At 60.3% G+C, this 19,704-nt stretch carries 17 protein-coding genes; 8 read left to right on the top strand and 9 right to left on the bottom strand.

The genetic code is table 11. From position 1 onward, the window contains the following. Nucleotides 1-19: 19 nt before the first annotated feature. Nucleotides 20-286, top strand: coding sequence for a hypothetical protein (locus K328_RS0106470; protein WP_028465275.1), 267 nt, complete (start codon nt 20-22; stop codon nt 284-286). Between the two features lie 62 nt (nt 287-348). Continuing rightward, nucleotides 349-1,785: an FAD-binding oxidoreductase gene (locus K328_RS0106465; RefSeq protein ID WP_028465274.1), complete on the top strand. Its 1,437-nt coding sequence runs from the start codon at nt 349-351 to the stop codon at nt 1,783-1,785. Between the two features lie 3 nt (nt 1,786-1,788). Here the strand turns inward: K328_RS0106465 and K328_RS0106460 are convergent, their stop codons facing one another. The 9 genes from K328_RS0106460 to K328_RS0106420 form a co-directional block, all read right to left on the bottom strand. Next, entirely contained in the window at nt 1,789-2,619 is an 831-nt protein-coding gene (locus K328_RS0106460; protein ID WP_028465273.1) for a carbohydrate ABC transporter permease, read from the bottom strand. Next, the gene (locus K328_RS0106455) at nt 2,616-3,497 is read right to left on the bottom strand and encodes a carbohydrate ABC transporter permease (protein ID WP_028465272.1); all 882 of its coding nucleotides are present in this window, start codon (nt 3,495-3,497) and stop codon (nt 2,616-2,618) included. Before K328_RS0106455 ends, K328_RS0106460 begins: the two co-directional genes overlap by 4 nt. A 72-nt stretch (nt 3,498-3,569) precedes the next feature. Beyond that, the gene (locus K328_RS0106450) at nt 3,570-4,856 is read right to left on the bottom strand and encodes an ABC transporter substrate-binding protein (protein ID WP_028465271.1); all 1,287 of its coding nucleotides are present in this window, start codon (nt 4,854-4,856) and stop codon (nt 3,570-3,572) included. 101 nt (nt 4,857-4,957) lie between these two features. Beyond that, nucleotides 4,958-6,040 carry an ABC transporter ATP-binding protein gene (locus K328_RS0106445; RefSeq protein ID WP_028465270.1) on the bottom strand — a complete coding sequence of 361 codons (1,083 nt, stop codon included), beginning with the start codon at nt 6,038-6,040 and terminating at the stop codon, nt 4,958-4,960. Further along, entirely contained in the window at nt 6,037-6,867 is an 831-nt protein-coding gene (locus tag K328_RS22840; protein WP_245577414.1) for a DeoR/GlpR family DNA-binding transcription regulator, read from the bottom strand. Before K328_RS22840 ends, K328_RS0106445 begins: the two co-directional genes overlap by 4 nt. A gap of 208 nt (nt 6,868-7,075) precedes the next feature. Next, nucleotides 7,076-9,739: a TRAP transporter large permease subunit gene (locus K328_RS0106435; protein WP_028465269.1), complete on the bottom strand. Its 2,664-nt coding sequence runs from the start codon at nt 9,737-9,739 to the stop codon at nt 7,076-7,078. Between the two features lie 23 nt (nt 9,740-9,762). After that, nucleotides 9,763-10,821, bottom strand: coding sequence for a TRAP transporter small permease subunit (locus K328_RS0106430; protein WP_051284596.1), 1,059 nt, complete (start codon nt 10,819-10,821; stop codon nt 9,763-9,765). A gap of 73 nt (nt 10,822-10,894) precedes the next feature. Further along, the gene (locus K328_RS0106425) at nt 10,895-12,001 is read right to left on the bottom strand and encodes a TRAP transporter substrate-binding protein (protein WP_028465267.1); all 1,107 of its coding nucleotides are present in this window, start codon (nt 11,999-12,001) and stop codon (nt 10,895-10,897) included. Nucleotides 12,002-12,257: 256 nt separating this feature from the next. Continuing rightward, nucleotides 12,258-12,707: an Lrp/AsnC family transcriptional regulator gene (locus K328_RS0106420; protein WP_051284595.1), complete on the bottom strand. Its 450-nt coding sequence runs from the start codon at nt 12,705-12,707 to the stop codon at nt 12,258-12,260. 201 nt (nt 12,708-12,908) lie between these two features. Between K328_RS0106420 and cysG the strand changes: the two genes are divergently transcribed. The 6 genes from cysG (at nt 12,909) to preA (ending at nt 19,690) form a co-directional block, all read left to right on the top strand. After that, a complete protein-coding gene (cysG, locus tag K328_RS22835) occupies nt 12,909-14,324 on the top strand; it encodes a siroheme synthase CysG (protein ID WP_036553200.1) in 1,416 nt (471 codons plus the stop codon). Nucleotides 14,325-14,336: 12 nt separating this feature from the next. Beyond that, on the top strand, nt 14,337-14,642 hold the full coding sequence (locus tag K328_RS0106410) for a DUF2849 domain-containing protein (RefSeq protein ID WP_051284594.1): 306 nt from the start codon (nt 14,337-14,339) through the stop codon (nt 14,640-14,642). Between the two features lie 4 nt (nt 14,643-14,646). Then, the gene (locus K328_RS0106405) at nt 14,647-16,302 is read left to right on the top strand and encodes a nitrite/sulfite reductase (RefSeq protein ID WP_028465264.1); all 1,656 of its coding nucleotides are present in this window, start codon (nt 14,647-14,649) and stop codon (nt 16,300-16,302) included. After that, nucleotides 16,289-16,852 carry a DUF934 domain-containing protein gene (locus tag K328_RS22830; RefSeq protein ID WP_051284593.1) on the top strand — a complete coding sequence of 188 codons (564 nt, stop codon included), beginning with the start codon at nt 16,289-16,291 and terminating at the stop codon, nt 16,850-16,852. The genes K328_RS0106405 and K328_RS22830 overlap by 14 nt, the downstream gene beginning before the upstream one ends. A gap of 172 nt (nt 16,853-17,024) precedes the next feature. Further along, nucleotides 17,025-18,365, top strand: coding sequence for an NAD(P)-dependent oxidoreductase (locus K328_RS0106395; protein ID WP_028465263.1), 1,341 nt, complete (start codon nt 17,025-17,027; stop codon nt 18,363-18,365). A gap of 20 nt (nt 18,366-18,385) precedes the next feature. Next, nucleotides 18,386-19,690, top strand: a complete 1,305-nt coding sequence (gene preA / locus K328_RS0106390; protein ID WP_028465262.1) for an NAD-dependent dihydropyrimidine dehydrogenase subunit PreA — start codon at nt 18,386-18,388, stop codon at nt 19,688-19,690. The last annotated feature ends 14 nt before the right edge of the window (nt 19,691-19,704 follow it).

Raw genomic sequence — 19,704 nt, 5'->3', positions numbered from 1 at the left:
TGCACCGGAGGAGGTTTAGATGTCCCGACTATTTGCCCAAACTCTCACCGACGATTCGGAAAATGAGCCGGATCGCGAGCTGGCAACCCTTATCCTGACGCTGCTGAGCGTTGCCGAGGATGACAAAACCCTCTCGCAATCCCTTTCCATGGTGCGGGCCGAGACCTCGAAAGAGGATTTCGACGGCGGCATGCAGGAGGCGGCGCGGCGCATCGGAGCGCTGTTCGGTGCCGCACAGCGTCTGGAACTGACCGAGAGAATTTCCATAAACAGATTGCCCGTCTGATTGGCGCCTCCCTTGATCGCTGATAGCCTCCCGCCTGAAATCATCTCAACGGGAGAAAGTGGGTGAACGATCAGACGCCCCAGTCCATCGATGCAGCACTTACGGAAATCCGGTCCATTCTTGGATCGAAGGGCTGGCTGGAAGATCCGAACGACACGCTGAAATACCGCACGGACTGGCGCGGCACGCCAACCGGCGACGCCCTCGGCGTCGCCCGCCCGGCCTCGACGGAGGAGACGGCGGCGGTCGTTCGTGTAGCGGCGAAGGCAGAGATCGCCATCGTGCCACAGGGCGGCAATACCGGCCTTGCCATCGGCTCGATCCCGACAGAACCGCGTCCGACCATCGTGGTTTCGACCGACCGTCTGACGGCTGTGCGTAATCTCGACCCCGAGAATTACGCGATGATCGCGGAAGCAGGGTGCGTGATCCAGAACATGCAGGCGGTTGCGGCAGAGGCAGGGCGGCTGTTCCCGCTCTCCCTCTCGTCTGAAGGCTCCAGCACGATTGGCGGCACGCTCTCGACCAATGCCGGGGGCAACAACACGATCAAATACGGCAATACCCGGGAGCAGATCCTCGGCATCGAGGCCGTGCTGCCGGACGGCTCCGTGTTCGACGGGCTGGAAACGCTGCGGAAGAACAATACCGGCTATGACATGAAGCAGATGTTCATCGGCGCGGAAGGCACGCTTGGCATTGTTACCGCCGCGGCTTTCCGTCTTATGCCGCTGCCGCGCATCCGTGAGACCGCGATGCTGTCAGTGCCGTCACCGCATGAGGCACAGCATCTGCTGGCGAGCGCGCGAGAGCTATCCGGCGACACGATCCTCGCCTTCGAGATCATGCCTCGTGCCGCTTTCGACTTGGTGCTGAAGCACATCGAGGGGATCACCGATCCGCTGTCCGCTTCGTCTCCCTGGTATGTGCTGCTGGAGATGGCGACACCGTCCCCGCTGGACGATCTCCGCGCCAAGCTGGAAGCGATCTTCGAAGAGGCAATGGAAAAAGGCTGGGTGACCGATGGCGTGATCGCCGAGAGCGAAGGTCAGCGCCGGGATCTGTGGCGGATTCGGGAAGAGCAGGCAGAAGCCGGACGCCGGGACGGTCGCCCGCGTATGGCCGGCGATATCTCGGTCCCTGTTTCCAAGGTGGCGACCTTCATCGATCAGTCGCAGGCCGCGTTAAGCACGTATGTGCCGGGTCTGACTTTCAATTGTTTCGGCCATATGGGGGACGGGAATATCCATTACACGGCCCGTAAGCCGGCAAGCATGAGCGACGAGGAATGGGAGGTTAAGCGCCCCGGTCTCTCCGAGCGCATGTACGAAAGCACGGTCGCGCTTGGCGGCAGCATCTCCGCCGAGCACGGCATCGGCTCGGAAAAGCTTCCGTATCTGGTCAAATACGGCTCGCCCTCGAAAATTGCCCTGATGCAGGCGGTCAAGAAGGCGATCGATCCGAAAGGGATCATGAATCCGGGCAAGGTTGTGCCCTGACCCCTACTTGATCCCGGCCCGCATGAAACTCTGAACGAACTGCCGTTGGAAGAGCAGGAAGGCGATCAGTAGTGGGCCGGAGGTCATTAGCGTTGCGGCGGTGATGACGGCCCAGTCGATGCCTTGGTCGGTCGAGGCGAAGACGCTGAGGCCGACCGTCACGGGCCGTGTCTCGACCGAATTTGTGATGATCAAGGGCCACAGGAAGTTGTTCCAGTGGTGGCTGACCGAGACCAGCCCGTAGGCGAGGTAGGTCGGCTTGGCCAGCGGCACATAGACTTTCATCAGAATGGTGAAGAACCCGGCACCCTCGACCCGGGCGGCATCGTCCAGCTCTTTCGGGATGGTCTTGAAGGTCTGGCGCAGCAGGAAGATGCCGAAGCCGGACGCCATGTAGGGCAGGCCGATGGCGAGGATGGTGTCGACCAGACCGAGAAACCGCATGGTCCGGTAATTCTCGACGATCAGAATATCCGGCATCACCAGAAGTTGCAGCAGCACCAGCACGAAGACGGTGTCCCGCCCGCGGAATTCGAACCGGGCAAAGGCGAAGGCGGCAAGGGTGCAGAGCACGAACTGGCCGATCAGGATCGACGTCACCAGCAACACCGTATTGAGGAAATAGCGGGCGAAGGGGGCGGCGTTCCAGGCGGCGGCGAAATTCTCCAGCGTCAATGGCGCTGTCAGCACGAACCGGGTGGAGAATTCGGTCGGGTGAAACGCTGTCCAGACGGCGTAGATCAGCGGGGCGAACCAGACGAGGGCGAGTGCCCATGCGGCTGTTGTGCTCAGCGCCCGGTCATAGTCGAAGCGGAAGGCTCTGGCGGCACTCATCGGTAATGCACCCGTTTGTCGAGAAGCAGGAACTGGCCGATGGCCACAGTGAACAGGATCAGCAGCAGAACGACCGTCAGGGTCGAGGCATAGGCCGTGTCCCAGAACCGGAATGCGGTTTCGTAGATATAGAACAGCAGCAGCGAGCTGGCATTGTCCGGGCCGCCTTCCGTCATGATGAAGATGTGGTCGACCAGCCGGAACGAGTTGATGATCGCGTTCACAGAAACGAACAGGGTGGTCGGCATCAGCAGCGGGAAGGTGACGCGGCGGAAGAAGTACCAGCGACCGGCCCCCTCGATCGCAGCGGCTTCCCTGAGGGAGGTGGGGATGGTCTGAAGCGCGGCCAGATAGAAGATCATGAAGAAACCGGCTTCCTTCCAGATCGCCACCACGATGACGGCGTTCAGCGCGCTTTCCGGATCGCCGAGCCAGTTCTGTTGCGCGAAACCGAAGGCGCCGCGGATCTGGTCGATCAGGCCGAAGCCGGGCGTGTAGAAAAACATCCAGATATTGGCGACGGCGATCAGCGGCAGCACGGTCGGGGTGAAATAGGCCATCCGGACGAAGGACCGGCCCTTCAGCTTGCTGTCGACCCAGAGCGCCATGGCGATGGCAATGCCGATCGAAAGCGGGATGGTGGCAAGCGCGTACCAGAGATTGTTGACCAGGACGGTCCAGAACGTGCTGTCCGCGATCAGCGTTTCGTAGTTCTCAAGGCCGACGAACTTCGCCTCTCGCTTGCCGCGCGGCGTGGAGAAGAAGCTGTGGAAGAGGGTGACCGCTGCCGGATAGTGGGTGAAGGCAATCAGCAGGATCATGGCCGGGCTCAGGAACAGCCAGGCATGAATCCAGGTTCTTTTTGCTGTGGGGCCCATGGCGCGCGGTGCTTTCGGTGGTCGAAAAAAAGACCGGCGGCGGGCCAAAGCCCGCCGCCGGGTCCCGGAGTTTTAGCGGTAGTCCTTGAGAATCTTGTCCGCCTTCTGCTGCGCATCGTTCATTGCTTCTTCCGGCGAGGATTTGCCGGTAATGGCGGCTTCGAGACCGTCATTGAAGATGCTCGTGATGCGCTGGTTCTGGTAGGTGGAGAGCTCGGCAACCGCATATTCGAGTTGGTTGCGGGCGACCAGTGCCGGCGGGAAGTCGGCGACATAGGCCTTCATCTCGGCGGTTTCCCAGGCGTCGGCGCGCGGCGCGACATAACCGGTCGCGATGGACCATTTGGCGGCCTGCTTCGGAGCGGTGATCCACTTGATGAAGTCAAGTGAGGCGGCTTTCTGCGCGTCCGTGGAGTCCTTGAAGATGTAGAAGTTTCCGCCACCGGTCGGCGCGCCGCGGCGCTTGTTAGCCGGAAGCATGGCGACACCGAATTCGAACGGCGCGTTGTCGCGGACGTTCGTCAGATTACCCGTTGAGGTCCACATGATGGCGGACTCGCCCTCGAAAAAGGCTTTCGGAGTGGCACCCCACTCGATGATGCCCGGCGCCATAACCTTATGCTTGGCGCTGAGATCGACGAGATACTGCAGGGCTTCGATCACTTTCGGATCGGCGAAGTTGGTCTTGTTGCCGTCGCTGTTGGCCAGGATGACGTCGTTCTCGGTCGTCAGACCCTGGAACAGCCAGTAGGGGAAGCCGGAGCTCGGGATGCGCACGCCCCACTGGGTGACGTTGCCGGAGGCGTCCTTGACGGTCAGCTTCTTGCCGAACTCGACCAGTTCCTTCCAGGTCGCCGGCGGGGTGTTCGGGTCGAGACCGGCTTTCTTGAAGGCTTCCTTGTTCCAGTACATCACCGGAGTGGAGCGCTGGAACGGAATGCCGTAGGTCTTGCCGCCGGTCTGGCTGTTTTCCATGAAAGCGGGATAAAAGGCTTTCAGCCAAGCCTTGTCTTCGTCGGTCTTGATCAGATCGTCGAAGGCGACAATGGCTTCTTCCTCGATCAGGGTGAACATGTCGACCGACAGGATCACAGACAGCTGCGGGGGCTGACCGCCGCGTGCTGCCGTGAGTGCCTTGGTAACGGTGTTCTGGTAGCTGCCGGCGTAGACGGCGTCGATCTTTACGTCCGGGTTGGCCGCGGCATATTCACTGGTCAGGGCTTCAATCGTGTCCGCTGCCTTGCCGCCGACGGCGACCGGGAAGAAGAACTGCAGGTCAACGGCCTGGGCCGTGCCGGCGAGGGAGAGCGACATCGCGGCCGCGACGGCGCCGATCCCAAGTTTTTTCGTGAAGTGCATCGCTTTCAAGTCCTCTCGTCTGAACTGATTGCCGAACGGATCCCGTCCGGCATGCTCCGGGGCCCTACGGGGTGGGCTCCAATTCCTGGCCGGTGCTCGCGCTATGCGTCCGCACCGATCAGGAGATCGTCCCGCCGCCTGCCAGAGGCGGCTTCGAAAAGGTGAACGGCGTCGCGCGGCCAGGAGAGGCCGACATCGGCGCCTGTCTTGAGATTGTCGGCATTCCGGGCGCGCACGGTCAGACGCTCGCTGCCGATGCGGCAATCGACCAGCGTATCGGCGCCGAGATATTCGACAGTCTCAACCGTCGCCCGGCACGGACTGCTCGCGCTGAAACTGATTTCCTCCGGCCGAATGCCGATAGACACGGGCGTCTGGGGCTTGCCGGAAAATATGGGAGCCGTGGTTCCTGCATTCTGCCCATGGAAACGGGCATCGTTGCCGTTCCAGTCAAGCGCGAGCACGTTCATCGGCGGTGTGCCGATAAAGCGCCCTGCGAAGCTTGTGGCAGGCTTACGGTAGGTTTCCGCCGGTGTGGCGTTCTGCTCGATCCGGCCGTCTTTCAGCAGGATGATGCGGTCCGCCATACCCATGGCCTCGGCCTGATCGTGTGTGACGTAAACCATGGTCATGCCGAGTTTGCGCTGCAGGGCGCGGATCTCCACCCGCATCTCGTGCCGCAGCTTGGCGTCCAGGTTCGACAGCGGCTCGTCCATCAGGCAGACGGGTTTCTCGGCGATGATCGCCCGCCCGAGCGCGACCCTCTGCTGCTGGCCGCCGGAAAGCTGGTTGGGACGCCGATCGAGTAGGGCGGAGAGACCGATCAATTCGGCCACACGTTTGAGCCGATTTTGCTGGTCGCGCGTGCTTGTTTTGCGGACCTTGAGACCGAACAGGATGTTCTCGGCGACGGTCAGGTGCGGAAACAGCGCATAGGACTGGAATACCATCGACAGATCCCGCTCTGCCGGAGGCAGCGCGGTAACATCCTTGCCGCCAATGGTGATGGTTCCGGCGCTGGCGCTCTCCAGACCCGAGATCAATCTCAGGATGGTGGACTTCCCGCATCCGGACGGACCAAGGAGGACTGCAAACGAGCCGGGTTCAACGTCAAAAGAGACGTCGTCCACCGCTGTCGCCGTATCCCAGCGTTTTGTCAGTCCCTTAACAGAAATTCCGGTCATTCCCCGGCTTCCGCGAGATCGGGCAGAAGGGCGAGTGCGGCTGCGTCGTTACCGTCGGTAATCAACTCATGTCCGGCATCGCGGATCATGGCGCCGATTTCCTCCGGTGGCTCGCCATCGCAGAAAACCAGTTCGGGATCGGAGATATGGCCGCCGCGCACATACGCCGCGCGTCCGAACTTTGTGTGATCAAGAACCACGATCTTGGTCCGGCAGTTCTGACTGATGGTCTCGCGCGCCCGGATTTCGTCTTCGGTGAAGTCCAGCAGGCTGCCGTCGGCATCCACACCGCCGACACCGAAAAGACCGAAATCGACCTTGTAGGCGGAGAAGAACTGTTCGACCTGCTGGCCAAGCACATCGCGTCCCTCGGACCGGATACGCCCGCCAGCGATGGTGACTTCGAAGGTCGGGTTGGCGCTCGCTGTCAGTGCTGCGGCGATATTGTTGGTGACGATCCGCAATCCGGTGTGGGAGCGCAGGGCGCGTACGACCATCTCCGGAGTTGTGCCAATGCTGACGGCAATCGAAGCGCCATCGGGGATGCGGGCCGCCACGGCACTGGCGATCCGAGCCTTGGCCCCTGCGTTCAGGATCATGCGTTGGTCGAAATCGATGTTCGTATTCGGAGAGGGCAGTTCCACCCCGCCATGCCGCCGGCGCAGCAAACCGCTGTCACAAAGCTGGTTCACATCCCGCCGGATGGTCTGTTCGGTAACGGCAAACCGGTCCGCGAGATCGATGATGGACTGATAACCGGCGGCCCGCACCAGTTCGGTGATTTCGGCCCGGCGCTTGGAAGCGTTCGAAGAAATGTTGGGAGCCACTGACTTGCCTTCGCATGGGGTGTTCAAATGAATGCGAGGCGAAAGCTAGAGGCGATCTGTTGCGGAAATACTGTTCGTTTTATGACGGTTCGATAACGGATCGTGTGCATTCGAACGTTTGACTCAAGGCTCGGTTGCAGACACAAAAAAGAAAAAAGCCGGAGAACACAAGGTTCTCCGGCTTTCGTCAGACGTTCTCAGGAACTCCCTAGAAGTGCAGGGATATATCCTTGTGGCTGGATTGGCATGCAGCAACATCGAGAGCTACATCGTGCGGAAACCGGTCCTGCAGGCGCAGGCCAATCGTGTTCCGGATAGCCGCGTCATAGTCGGCTAGCTTTGCGCTGAGTGACTGGTTCGCCACTTCTCGCCAAGAGACTTCCTCGTCATAGATTGCTCTGGCAGCCGCGAGTTCCTCGAGAGCTTTTTCGGGATCTGGCGTCTTGCCCCGCAGAGCCCGACGGACCTTGCTGAGGGCTGAACGAATGGCGCCCGCCTCATAGACCCGGCCGATCTTGGATTCCACGTCCTTGATGAAATCCTCGGCCTCTTTCGGGGCGAGGTCTTTCAGCGCCTTGGAAATCGAGTCGATTTCACCTGAGAGGGCGGCCAGCGCATCCGCATCGCGGAGTGTCGCACGCAGGACCTGAATTGGCTCATATGCGGAGTCAGCGGTCCGGCGATAGCTCAGGCGGGCCTTCTTCTCCGTCGCGAGGACCTTGCTGAACGCCTTGTGATCCGGCTCCCAATTGGCCGGGACTTCGCTCTCAAGTTCGGCTTTTTCCGACTTCAGTGTCTCGATTTTTGCGATTGCCTTGTCGATTGAACCTGGCTTTGCGTCGTTTTGGCGCTTCCAGCGGTTTACGCGCTGCTCAAGTTCTTTGATCTCTTCTTCGTGCTTTGCAATGTCCCGCTGCAGCGCGCGTACGGAGACATGCAGGGGCCGGTAGTCCACGGCGGCGGCATCTATGGCTTCGGAAGCCGCGACAGCCTTATCAAGTGCCGGGAAGACCGCCTCTGCGGCTGCAAAGCTCTTGCCGAGATCGTTTTGCACCGATTTGGGCAGGTTTGAGAGGTCCCAACCCTTCGCGCCGGCGATGACTGAGCGCAGGGTGTCGCCCTGTTCAGCAAAGGCGCTCTGGATATACTCCTCGACGCAGACCTGGAGCCGCGGGTTCTTCGGCGGCGGCGAGCTTTCGGACGTAAGGGACATCCGGTTAGGCAGATAGTTCACCAGCTGCGGCGCGATGCCAACGATGAAGAGGGCGAACAGCTGCAGCGAGATGAACGGGACCACGCCCTTGTACATTGACAGGGTCTTGACTGCCGACGGGGCGACACCGCGCAAGTAGAAAAGTGCGAAGCCGAAGGGCGGGGTCAGGAAAGAGGTCTGGATGTTCATCCCTATCATGACGCCGAGCCAGACCGCGGTGATGTTCGCGGACGGATCTGCAAGCAGGATCGGCGCGACGATCGGCACGACAACCACGGCGATCTCGATGAAGTCGAGGAAGAATCCGAGGACGAAGATCACCGCCATGACGATAATGAACTGTGCCCAGAAACCGCCTGGCAGGCCGGTCAGGAATTCCCGGACTAGCTCCTCGCCGCCGAACGCCCTGAAGGCGGACGTCAGCATGGCGGCGCCCAGCAGGATAATGAAGACCAGGGCAGAGGTCTTGGCCGTCTCGACCATGACCCCGCGAAGCGTATCGTCGATCTTGAAGGTCCGGATGCCGCTCCAGACAATGCCGACCAGGAAAACAGCAACAGCGGCGATTGCGATCACCACCGAGACCATATCAGCCGTGGTCTGGATATTCCGGATATTGATCGGATTGACATTGTTGATGATGAGGATCGTCAGCAACGAACCCATCGCGAGGATTGCCGGGTAGAATGCGCCTTTGCGGCCTTCATAAAGCCGATAACCGGCCATCACCATGGCACCCACAGCGCCGATTGCACCCGCCTGATTGACTGTTGCAATCCCGGTAATGATGGAGCCGAGCACAACGAAAATGAGTGTCAGCGGCGGCACCAGGGACAGCAACACGCGGCCGGCAAATCTCCGATCGTACTTGCCTTCGAACGGAACCGACGGGGCGACCGATGGTTTGAAGAACGCGACGATCAGGATATAGGCCATATAGAGCCCGACAAGAACGAGTCCGGGCAGCAGAGCGCCCATGAACATGTCGCCGGCGCTGGTCGAGCTGACGCCGAAGGAGCTCGGCATGGTAAACTCGCCAGTGGTCTCCTTAAAGTAAGCTGTCCGGGCCATGCCTGCCTGGTCGACCGCGCTGGACAGCTGGTCGGCCAGAATGATCAGGACAATGGACGGGGGGATGATCTGCCCGAGTGTTCCGGAGGCTGCGATCGTCCCGGTTGCGAGAGAGTGCGAATAGTTGTTACGCAACATCGCAGGCAGAGAAATCAGGCCCATGGCGACGACCGTGGCGCCGACGATCCCGGTTGTTGCCGCAAGTAGGGCGCCGACGAAGACAACGGAGATGCCGAGGCCGCCACGGATCGGTCCGAACAGCTGCGCCATCGAGACCAGCAGGTCTTCCGCGATCTTCGAACGCTGCAGCATGATCCCCATGAAGACGAAGAGCGGGATCGCTATGAGCGTATCTCGCTCGACTTCCCAGTAAACGCCCCGGAAGTTTGTCACACCAGCCGTTAGCCAGTTAACGGGCCCGCCCTGTGCGAAATAGGCGGCCGCATCGCCAGCGAAGATCTCACCGGTAAGAGCGGCAAGTCCAATGGTGATGATAGCGGAGCCGGGAAGCGCAAAGGCGACCGGAAAACCGGACGCGAGCGCGCCTGCCATGATCACGACAAGCAGGAGGAGGAAGAAAAGTTCCATTGGTCAGGTTCGCTCTTCAGATCTTAATGTGCCGAGGACCCGCCGATTTCGCGTCGGCCGGGTTCATCTCGATAATCGGCAAGGCTTTCCAGAATGTAGCTGGCAAACTGGATCATCATGGTGACGGCGAAGATTCCGAGGAAACTGGCCATCAGATATTTGACGTACATGCCAAAGCCGGACTGAGACACTTCAAAGCTCAGCATTGGGCTGTTGATGATCGCTGTTTTGCTCCACATGCCGATGGTCAAAACGGTGATGCAGAGTGACATGCCGAGCAGCAGCGAACCCCAGATGTTGATCAGGCCGCGCATCCGCGATGTCAGGCCGGCATATAATACGTCCACCCGGACATGACCGTCCTCATAGAGAGTGTAAGCGCTGGCAAACAGGAATAGGGCGCCGTACCAGAACCGGACGAGATCACCCTGGAAGGCCTGCTCGTAAGAGAAAATAAACCGGCTGATAACGATTCCCAATTCAGCGGCAACCACCAGCAGGGCCAGCCAGGTGAAGCCGAGCGAGCGGGTGAAGGCCGCAACCACGCAGCCGACTAGGACGAGCGGCATATGAACGTAAGCGCCCCGGAATTGCGAGCGCCCCAGAGAGGTCGCGAGTTCGTCCCCGAACAACGCTGGAAGGAAGTTTTCAACCCTTAGGAAAGTGATAAGCACGTCCGTTATGCCGACAAATATCACAGCCCAGAACGCGGCTCGCACGATATAGGCGGCCATGCCTACCATTACCTCGGAGTCGCTTCGCAGCAGGCGGTTTGGCGTGCGTGCCGTGTACAGCGCCGCGCCGACGATGCATGCGAGGTAGCTCAAGCATTGCAATGCGCCTAGGAACTGCGCAGTTCCATCGAGCGGATTCTTAAGGCTGCTAGGACCGAAGAGCGCCATGTCATCGACAAAAATCAGAAAGCCCGGCCAGTCCTGCCAGAAAATCAGATAATTATTGAAGATAAACATGAGCGTGAGGGCGACGCTCGCCCAGCAAAATGTGCGTGTCAACGCAGACACAGGCGTCTGGTAACGCGCGCCGATCCGGTCAGAGACAGAGACGTTTGTAGCTTCGGACATTTCTTGAAATCTCATATAGGAACGAGGCGGGATCTGGAGATCCCGCCTCGCTACGCGTCAGGAAAACGCTATTTTAGAGGCCAAGCACCCGGTTGCGCTTCGCGGAATAACCGATATCGGCAAGCTTCAGCCAGCCGCCGGCCGCGCTGCGGGCTTTCTCGAAGCTCTCGTGCACGCGGAGTGCGAGATCGCTGTGTGCCTTGGTTTCCTCGAAGACTTCCTGGGCCGCGCCACCGAACGCGTCATAAACGTCATCGTTGAATTCCTTGACCACAACGCCCTGCTCGTCGATCAGCTTGCGCAGATATTCACCGTTCTTGGCGTTGTATTCAGCCATCATCCAGTCGTTGGTCTGGTGTGCAACGGCGGTGATGAGGGCCTGGTCAGCCTTGCTCAGGCCGCCCCACCAGGATGCATTCATGCCGAGGGAATCATACCCACCCGGCTCATGCATGCCCGGGAAGTAATAGTACTTGGTGGCTTCGTAGAACTTCATCGCATAATCGTTCCACGGGCCAACCCATTCCGTCGCCTCGATGGCACCCGAAACCAGATTTTCATAGATCTGGCCGCCCGGCAGGGAAACCGGTGAGGCGCCCAGCTTGGCCATGACGTCGCCGCCGAGGCCCGGGATACGCATCTTCAGGCCCTTGAGGTCGTCGGCGCTGTTGATTTCCTTGTTGAACCAGCCACCCATCTGCACGCCGGTGTTACCAGCCGGGAGGCACTTCAGGCCAAATCCGCCGGCCAGTTCGTCCCACAGTTCCTGACCGCCCATGTGATGGACCCAAGCGCCCATTTCGCTGGCGGTAAGGCCGAACGGAACGGATGTGAAATAGGCCCAGGCCGGATGCTTGCCTTTCCAGTAGTAGTCGGCCGAATGATAGGCCTGAGCGTTACCGGATGCGACTTCGTCAAAAGCATCGAATGCGCCGACGCGCTCGCCGGCGGCAAAATACTGAACCTGAATCCGACCGTCGGAAACGTCTCCGAGGCGCTTTGCCAACAGCTGGGCATTGGTGCCGAGACCCGGGAAATCACGACCCCAGCTCGATACCATCACCATTTCGATGCGCTCTTGGGCGAGGGCCGGTTTCGGGAAGGAGGACGCAGCGGCAACGGCTGTAGCGCCGCCAACGCTAGCAAGCCCAGCCTTGGTAATAAAATCGCGACGTTTCATTGTTGAAGCTCCCTAGATGTTTTGTTTCATTCATCGGTGCGAATTGGATCGCAGAGTGAAGCCACTGACCGCACACAACACAAGTGCCTATTCGCAGCTCGCCGAAATTAGTGCGTTCGAAATTCTAATTTGGCAACCATTCTTCACCGTAATTGCCGCAATGCGGTATAAATTTACTCAACTGCCCCTCCCTAGAGTTAGAAAATATCAATTTCGAGATTCTAAAACCCGAAATATGGTCGAATCAGGGCGGGCCTTACACGGGCAATGCGGTTGTTTCCTTGATGGTCTCCATGGAGAAGCGCGACGTGACCTCACTAAGCGCCGTGAGTTCCACGAGATTTTTGTAGAATAAGTCGAAACTCTTCATGTCTGGGACGACAACTTTCAGCATGTAGTCCACTTCACCGGCCATACGGTGAAACTCGAGCACTTCGGGCATGCCCTGAACGGTTTCGGCGAAGGATTTCAGCCAGTCGCCTGAATGTTCCCCCGTCTTGATGCTGACAAATACGGTAAGGCCGTATCCGAGCTTGTCCGCGTCCAGAACGGCAACCTGACGCTTGATCAATCCCTCTGCCTGCATGCGGTTGATGCGCTTCCAGCACGGTGATGCGGAAAGCCCGACATGACGAGCGATATCCGAGACGGAGATGCTGCTGTCTTCCTGCAGGAGCCGCAGGATCTTCCGGTCCATGTCATCCATTCTCGAACTTCCTGTTTTGTGACCGTTGCGTTCTCGCTGCGTCAGTCATGGGAACAATGTTTTCTTTTTGGTGGGGCCATATTGTCGATTTGAGAAAAATAATGATATTTCAGGAGCGTTGAGAGTTCAATAGTTCTCCGATCCCGGCAACGGGGACGCGGTCGATTTTCAGATCAGGTTTCACCAGGCGGACAGCCACAGATGAAGTATTTTCCGATATTCGCCGATCTTGCCGATCAGCATGTGCTTCTGGTTGGCGGCAATGAAGACACGGCTCGCAAGCTGCGCCTGTTGCTGAAGACCGAAGCGATGATTCGCGTCGTGTCGGCGGACCCCAATCCAGAGATCGCGGCGGAAGCCGCCGCCGGACGTATTGAACTGCACCGGCGCGGGTTCGTGACGCGCGACCTGAATAATGTCCGGCTGGCTATTGTCGGCGATGCGGAGGCCCTCGATGTCGACGCGCTGGCGCGTCAGATCCGTGACACCGGTATTCCGACCAATGTTGTCGACCGTCCGGATCTCTCGACATTCATTATTCCCGGCATTGTGGACCGTGATCCGATCGTGGTTGCCATCGGCAGCGAAGGCACGGCGCCGGTCATGGTTCGTCGCATCCGCGAGCAGATCGAGCGCTCCTTGCCGGTTCGGCTCGGCGCTTTGGCCCGTTTTGCCCAGAGATTTCGCAGTGCTGTGATGTCCGCCATCTCGGATGGCGGTGAGCGCCGCCAATTCTGGGAGACGGTTTTCGATGGGGCTGTCGCCAAGGACGTGCTCGCCGGGCGTGACGCTGCCGGGCGGGAAGCCATGTTGCGACTGGTCAATGGTTCTCGGAGTCAGCGCCGCCATTCCTCGGGCAGCGTTGCCCTGGTCGGCGCTGGTCCCGGCGATCCGGACCTGCTGACCCTGAAGGCGCTGCGCCTGATGCAGGATGCGGATGTGATCGTGCATGACGCGCTGATCGGCCCGACCATGCTGGATTATGTCCGGCGGGATTCTATCCGGATCGATGTTGGCAAGCGGGCAGGGCAGCATTCCTATAGTCAGGACGATATCAACGCTCTGCTGGCCGAGCATGCCGAAGCCGGCAGTCGCGTTGTGCGGCTGAAGGGCGGGGATCCGTTCATCTTCGGCCGGGGCGGCGAGGAGCTGGCATATCTGAAGGAGCGCGGCCTTTCCGTCGAGATCGTGCCAGGTGTGACTGCGGCTCTTGGCGCGGCATCCGCTGCAGGACTGCCGCTGACCCATCGCGATCATGCCAATCGCCTGACCATTCTGACCGGGCATGACCGGAACGGTGTGACCGAGTTCGACAGCCATGTGCTGGCCGATACCAAGGGCACCGTCGTCATCTATATGGGCCTCGGCGCCGCACCACGCATCATGGAGGCGGCGCTTGCTGTCGGCCGTAAGCCGGATACGCCGGTCGCGGTAATCGAAAAGGCGACCCTGCCGGACCAACGCATTCTGAAAACGACCCTGGCTGATCTCGCCGGGATGGTCGACGCGCGGCACGTATCTGCTCCTGCGCTGATCGTTCTCGGTGATGTGGCCGCGCTTGCCGAAGGTGAAATTTTTGAGGCCGTGGCCCCCGAGGGCCGGCGCCTCGCCGTATAGGAACAGAAGAGAATGAAAGTGACGACCAAGGTCATGACCGCCAACCGTCTGGGCGACGGTGCCGTTGTTTATCTCGCCGAAGACAATGATTGGGTTCTGGCCCTCCACGATGCGGAGGTTGCCGACGGTGACGAGGCAGCAGCCGTCCTTGAGGCGCGTGCCGCTGCGTCAGCCGCCCGGCAGGAGGTCGTGAGCACCTATCTGTTCGCCGTATCCGTTTCCGAAACCGGCATTGCACCGGTCAGCCAGCGCGAAATCATCCGCGCGGCCGGGCCGACCGTCGGCACCGACCTTCCCGCAACCACTCCATTGGTTTGACGCGATGTATACCTATAACGAATTCGATCACGCCTTCGTCCGGGACCGCACCGCGGAATTCCGGGATCAGGTTGCGCGCCGGATCGCCGGTGAGCTGACCGAGGACGAGTTCAAGCCGCTGCGCCTGATGAACGGCCTCTATCTGCAGCTTCATGCCTATATGCTGCGTGTCGCGATCCCCTATGGCACGCTTTCCGCCGGGCAGATGCGCCAGCTCGGCTATATCGCCCGGCGCTGGGACCGCAACTGGGGGCATTTCACCACCCGGCAGAACATCCAGTACAACTGGACCAAGCTGGACGATGTGCCGGATATTCTGGACGCACTCGCCGATGTCGAGATGCATGCGATCCAGACCAGCGGCAACTGCATCCGTAACGTCACGGCCGACCAGTTCGCTGGCGTTGCCGCCGACGAGATCGAGGATTCCCGTGTCTGGGCCGAGATCATGCGGCAATGGTCCACGCTGCATCCGGAATTCACCTTCCTGCCGCGCAAGTTCAAGATCGCCATCACCGGCTCCGAGCATGACCGGGCGGCTGTGAAGCTGCACGATATCGGCCTGCGCATGCGCCGAAACGATGCCGGTGAAGTCGGCTTCGAGGTGATCGTCGGGGGTGGGCAGGGCCGCACGCCCATCGTCGGCGAGACGATCCGCGAGTTCCTGCCGAAGCAGCATCTACTGTCTTATCTGGAAGCGATCCTGCGGACCTATAACCTGCTCGGCCGCCGGGACAATCTTTACAAGGCCCGGATCAAGATCCTGGTCGCCGCCGTCGGCATCGAGAAATTCGCCGAGATGGTCGAGGAGGAGTGGACGGAGATCAAGGACAGCGCGCTGACGCTGGACGCCGGGAAGATCGCGGAGATCGAGCGGCATTTCGCGCCGCCGACCTATGAGACCATCGCGGAGCCGGTCGCGCCATACGATGCCGCGCGCTTCACCGATCCGGCCTTTGCCGCCTGGACTCGGACCAATCTCTTCCCGCACAAGCAGCCGGGCTACACCATCGTCACGGTGTCCCTGAAGCCTGCTGGCGGGGTGCCGGGCGATGCCACGGCGGAGCAGATGGAAGTGCTGGCCGATCTGGCTGAGAAATACTCGCTCGGCGAGCTGCGCATCGCGCACGAGCAGAACGTGGTGCTGCCCTATGTCCGCAAGCAGGATCTGCACACGCTCTGGCAGGCCCTTGGCGAGCATGGTCTGGCGGATGCCAATATAGGCCTGATCACGGACATCATCTCCTGCCCCGGGCTGGATTACTGCAACCTTGCGAACGCCCGGGCGATTCCGATCGCGCAGCGTCTGAGCCGGCACTTCTCCGATCCGGCCCTGCAATCCGAGATCGGCCCGATCACGTTGAACATCTCCGGCTGCATCAATGCCTGCGGGCATCACCATGTCGGCAATATCGGCATCCTCGGCGTCGATAAAAAAGGCGTCGAGCATTACCAGATCACCATCGGCGGGATCGCTGACGAAAATGCCGCTGTGGGCAAGATTCTCGGCCCGTCCTTCCCGGCTGAAGGGGTGGTGGATGCCATCGACACCCTGATCGGGACGTTCCGCAATATCCGCACCGAAGGCGAGACCTTCATCGACACGGTGTCCCGTGTCGGCATTAACCCCTTCAAGGAGACTCTCTATGCCAATCATTAAGAGTGGCCGTATCCAGGAAGATATCTGGGTTTCGCTTACGGATCGGGACGCTGAAACGCTTGGCCGGGACACGCCGGTGCTGGTCAGTCTCGAGGAATGGAAGGCGGGGCGCGAAACTATGGTCGCCAATTTCGACCGGCGCGCCGTCCGGCTGGAAAACGCCGATGACGTCGAGGATATCCGCGAGGATCTGGCAGATATCGACACGGTGATCCTGTTCTTCCCGAAATTCAATGATGGCCGGGCCTTCTCCCAGGCTCGCCTGCTGCGGGACCGTTTTGGCTTCAAGGGCGAGATCCGGGCGACCGGGCATGTCATTCAGGACCAGTTCCTGTTCCTGCAGCGCTGCGGCGTCGATGCGGTCGAGGTCGCTGATGAGAAACTGCTGGATGCCTGGATGCGGGCGAACCGCCGTTTCAAAGGCTACTATCAGCCGGCGCTCGATGTCGTCGAAGGCACCTGCCAGGACAAGGCGGAGACCGCCCCGTCCGGTCACGGCGGCACTTACGGCAGGGTAGAGCCCGCCGTGCTGGCAAGCTGGGCTTACTGACCGTCTGATTGTCCGTTTTAATGAACAAGTCAATAAATCGCCGGGGAGGGTAGCCTTCCCGGCGATTTTTTATGCCCGGCAACCGCGTCTTCAGTTTGACGGCGTCTCAAATTTTTGATCAGATAGTAAAAAACGAGTGCAAATGCACCGTGGCTTCTGAACTGGAGAGACTATGCCGTCTGATATCCGTGGGGACAGATTGTCCCCGGCGGAGGTCGAGTCGAATTTCGCCGATCTCCATCCGTTGCTCAGCAAACACGAAGCTGTTGTCGAGGCTGACCGCTGTTATTTCTGCCATGACGCGCCCTGTGTCACGGCATGCCCGACAGGCATCGATATCCCGCTCTTTATCCGCCAGATCCTGACCGACAATCCGTCAGGCTCGGCCAAGACGATCCTGAGCGAGAATATTCTTGGCGGTATGTGCGCTCGTGTCTGCCCGACAGAAACCCTGTGCGAGCAGGCCTGCGTCCGGGAAATAGAACACAAACCGGTGCGGATTGGTGAGCTGCAGCGTTATGCCACCGATCATCTGATGGAAACGGGTACGCAGCCATTCGAGCGGGCGCCCCTGACCGGCAAGAAAGCTGCCGTCGTGGGCGCTGGTCCTGCTGGGCTTTCCTGTGCTCACCGGCTTGCCATGCTGGGGCATGAGGTCACGATCTTCGAGGCGAAGGAAAAGGGTGGCGGGCTTAACGAATACGGCATCGCGGCCTACAAGGCGGTTGATGAGTTCGCCCAGAAAGAGCTCGACTTTGTGCTCTCCATCGGCGGCATTGAATTAAAAAACGGTGTGGCGCTTGGGCGGGACGTGACGCTCGATAGCCTGGTCTCTGATTTCGATGCTGTCTTCCTGGGCCTTGGCCTTGGGGCGACCAATGGCCTTGGCGTTGACGGCGAGGCGCTCGACGGCGTGGCCGATGCAGTCGATTTCATTGAGGACCTGCGGCAGGCGCCTGCGATGGAGAAGGTCGCGGTCGGCAGCAATGTTGTCGTAATCGGCGGCGGCATGACGGCGATTGATGCGGCCGTCCAGTCCAAGCTGCTGGGCGCGGACGAGGTGACGCTGGTCTATCGCCGCGGTGCGGACCGGATGAATGCCAGCCCTTACGAGCAATCTCTGGCCAAGGAAAAAGGCGTTGTGCTGCGACACTGGGCGCGGCCAGAGAAGATCGATGCGGGGCCGGATGGCAAGGTTGGCTCGATCAGTTTTGCCCGGACGAAAGACGAGGGCGGGAAGCTCGTCGATACCGGCGCGCAGTTCACGCTCGAGGCGGACATGGTGCTGAAAGCCATCGGCCAGACCTTTGTACCGGTGCCGCTTCAGGGCAACGCAGCCGAGATTGCGCTGGAGTCCGGTCGGATCAAGGCCGGGGCAGACCGGCGCAGCAGTCATCCGAAAATCTGGGCGGGGGGCGATGCGGTTGCCGGCGGTGAGGATCTCACCGTCGCGGCCGTTGAAGACGGCAAGCAAGCCGCGCTTTCCATTCATAACGCGCTGACGGGCGCGTAGGCCGGATCGGGAGAGAGATCATGGCAAATCTGCAGACGAATTTCCTCGGTATCAAATCCCCCAACCCCTTCTGGCTGGCCTCGGCACCGCCGACCGACCGGGAGGTAAACGTCACCCGCGCTTTCAAGGCGGGCTGGGGCGGTGTGGTCTGGAAGACGCTCGGGGAGGACCCGCATGTCGTCAATGTGAACGGGCCGCGTTACGGCGCGATCCATTCCAACGACCGCCGTCTGATCGGCCTCAACAATATCGAGCTGATTACCGACCGTCCGCTGGAGGTCAATCTTCGCGAAATCAAGGCGGTGAAGAAGGCGTGGCCGGACCGGGCCATCATCGTCTCGCTGATGGTCCCGTGCGAGGAGGAGGCCTGGAAGAAGATCCTGCCGCTGGTGGAAGATACCGGCGCGGACGGGATAGAGCTCAATTTCGGCTGTCCGCACGGCATGTCGGAGCGAGGCATGGGCGCGGCTGTTGGCCAGGTGCCGGAATATGTCGAGATGGTCGCCCGCTGGTGCAAGCAGAACACGCGCATGCCGGTAATCGTCAAGCTGACGCCGAACATCACCGATGTACGTCAGCCTGCCCGCGCTGCGAAAAACGGTGGAGCGGATGCTGTGTCGCTGATCAATACGATCAATTCGGTCATGGGCGTCGATCTCGATATCATGGCACCGAGCCCGCATATCGACGGCAAGGGCACACATGGCGGCTATTGCGGCCCAGCCGTAAAGCCGATTGCCATGAGCATGGTCTCCGAGATCGCTCGCGATCCGGATACACAGGGCCTGCCGATCTCTGCTATCGGCGGCATCACCACCTGGCGGGACGCGGCGGAATTCATGGCCCTTGGCGCCGGTACGGTGCAGGTCTGCACGGCGGCCATGACCTACGGCTTCAAGATCGTCGAGGAAATGAAACTTGGGCTGTCGGACTGGATGGACGAGAAGGGGTACACGTCCGTCGATCAGTTCGTCGGCATGGCTGTTCCGAACGTCACCGACTGGCAGTATCTGAACCTCAATTACGTGGTGAAGGCGAAGATCGATCAGGAGTCCTGCATCAAGTGCGGGCGCTGTCACATCGTCTGCGAGGACACCTCTCACCAGGCGATCTGGGCGGAAAAGGACGGACAGCGGCATTTCGAAGTGAACGACGCGGAATGCGTTGGCTGCAATCTCTGCGTCAGTGTCTGTCCGGTCGAGAACTGCATCACCATGGAGCAGCAGACCGATGGCGTGGATGCGCGCACCGGAACACCGATCAATCCTGAATACAGCAACTGGACGACCCACCCGAACAACCCGATGCGAGTTGCGGCGGAATAGGGAGTGATCGCACG

This window comes from Nisaea denitrificans DSM 18348 (genome assembly GCF_000426505.1).
Lineage (GTDB): Bacteria > Pseudomonadota > Alphaproteobacteria > Thalassobaculales > Thalassobaculaceae > Nisaea > Nisaea denitrificans.
The sequence above is the reverse complement of the archived record's forward strand: the minus strand, read 5'-3'. Positions and strand labels throughout refer to the sequence as shown.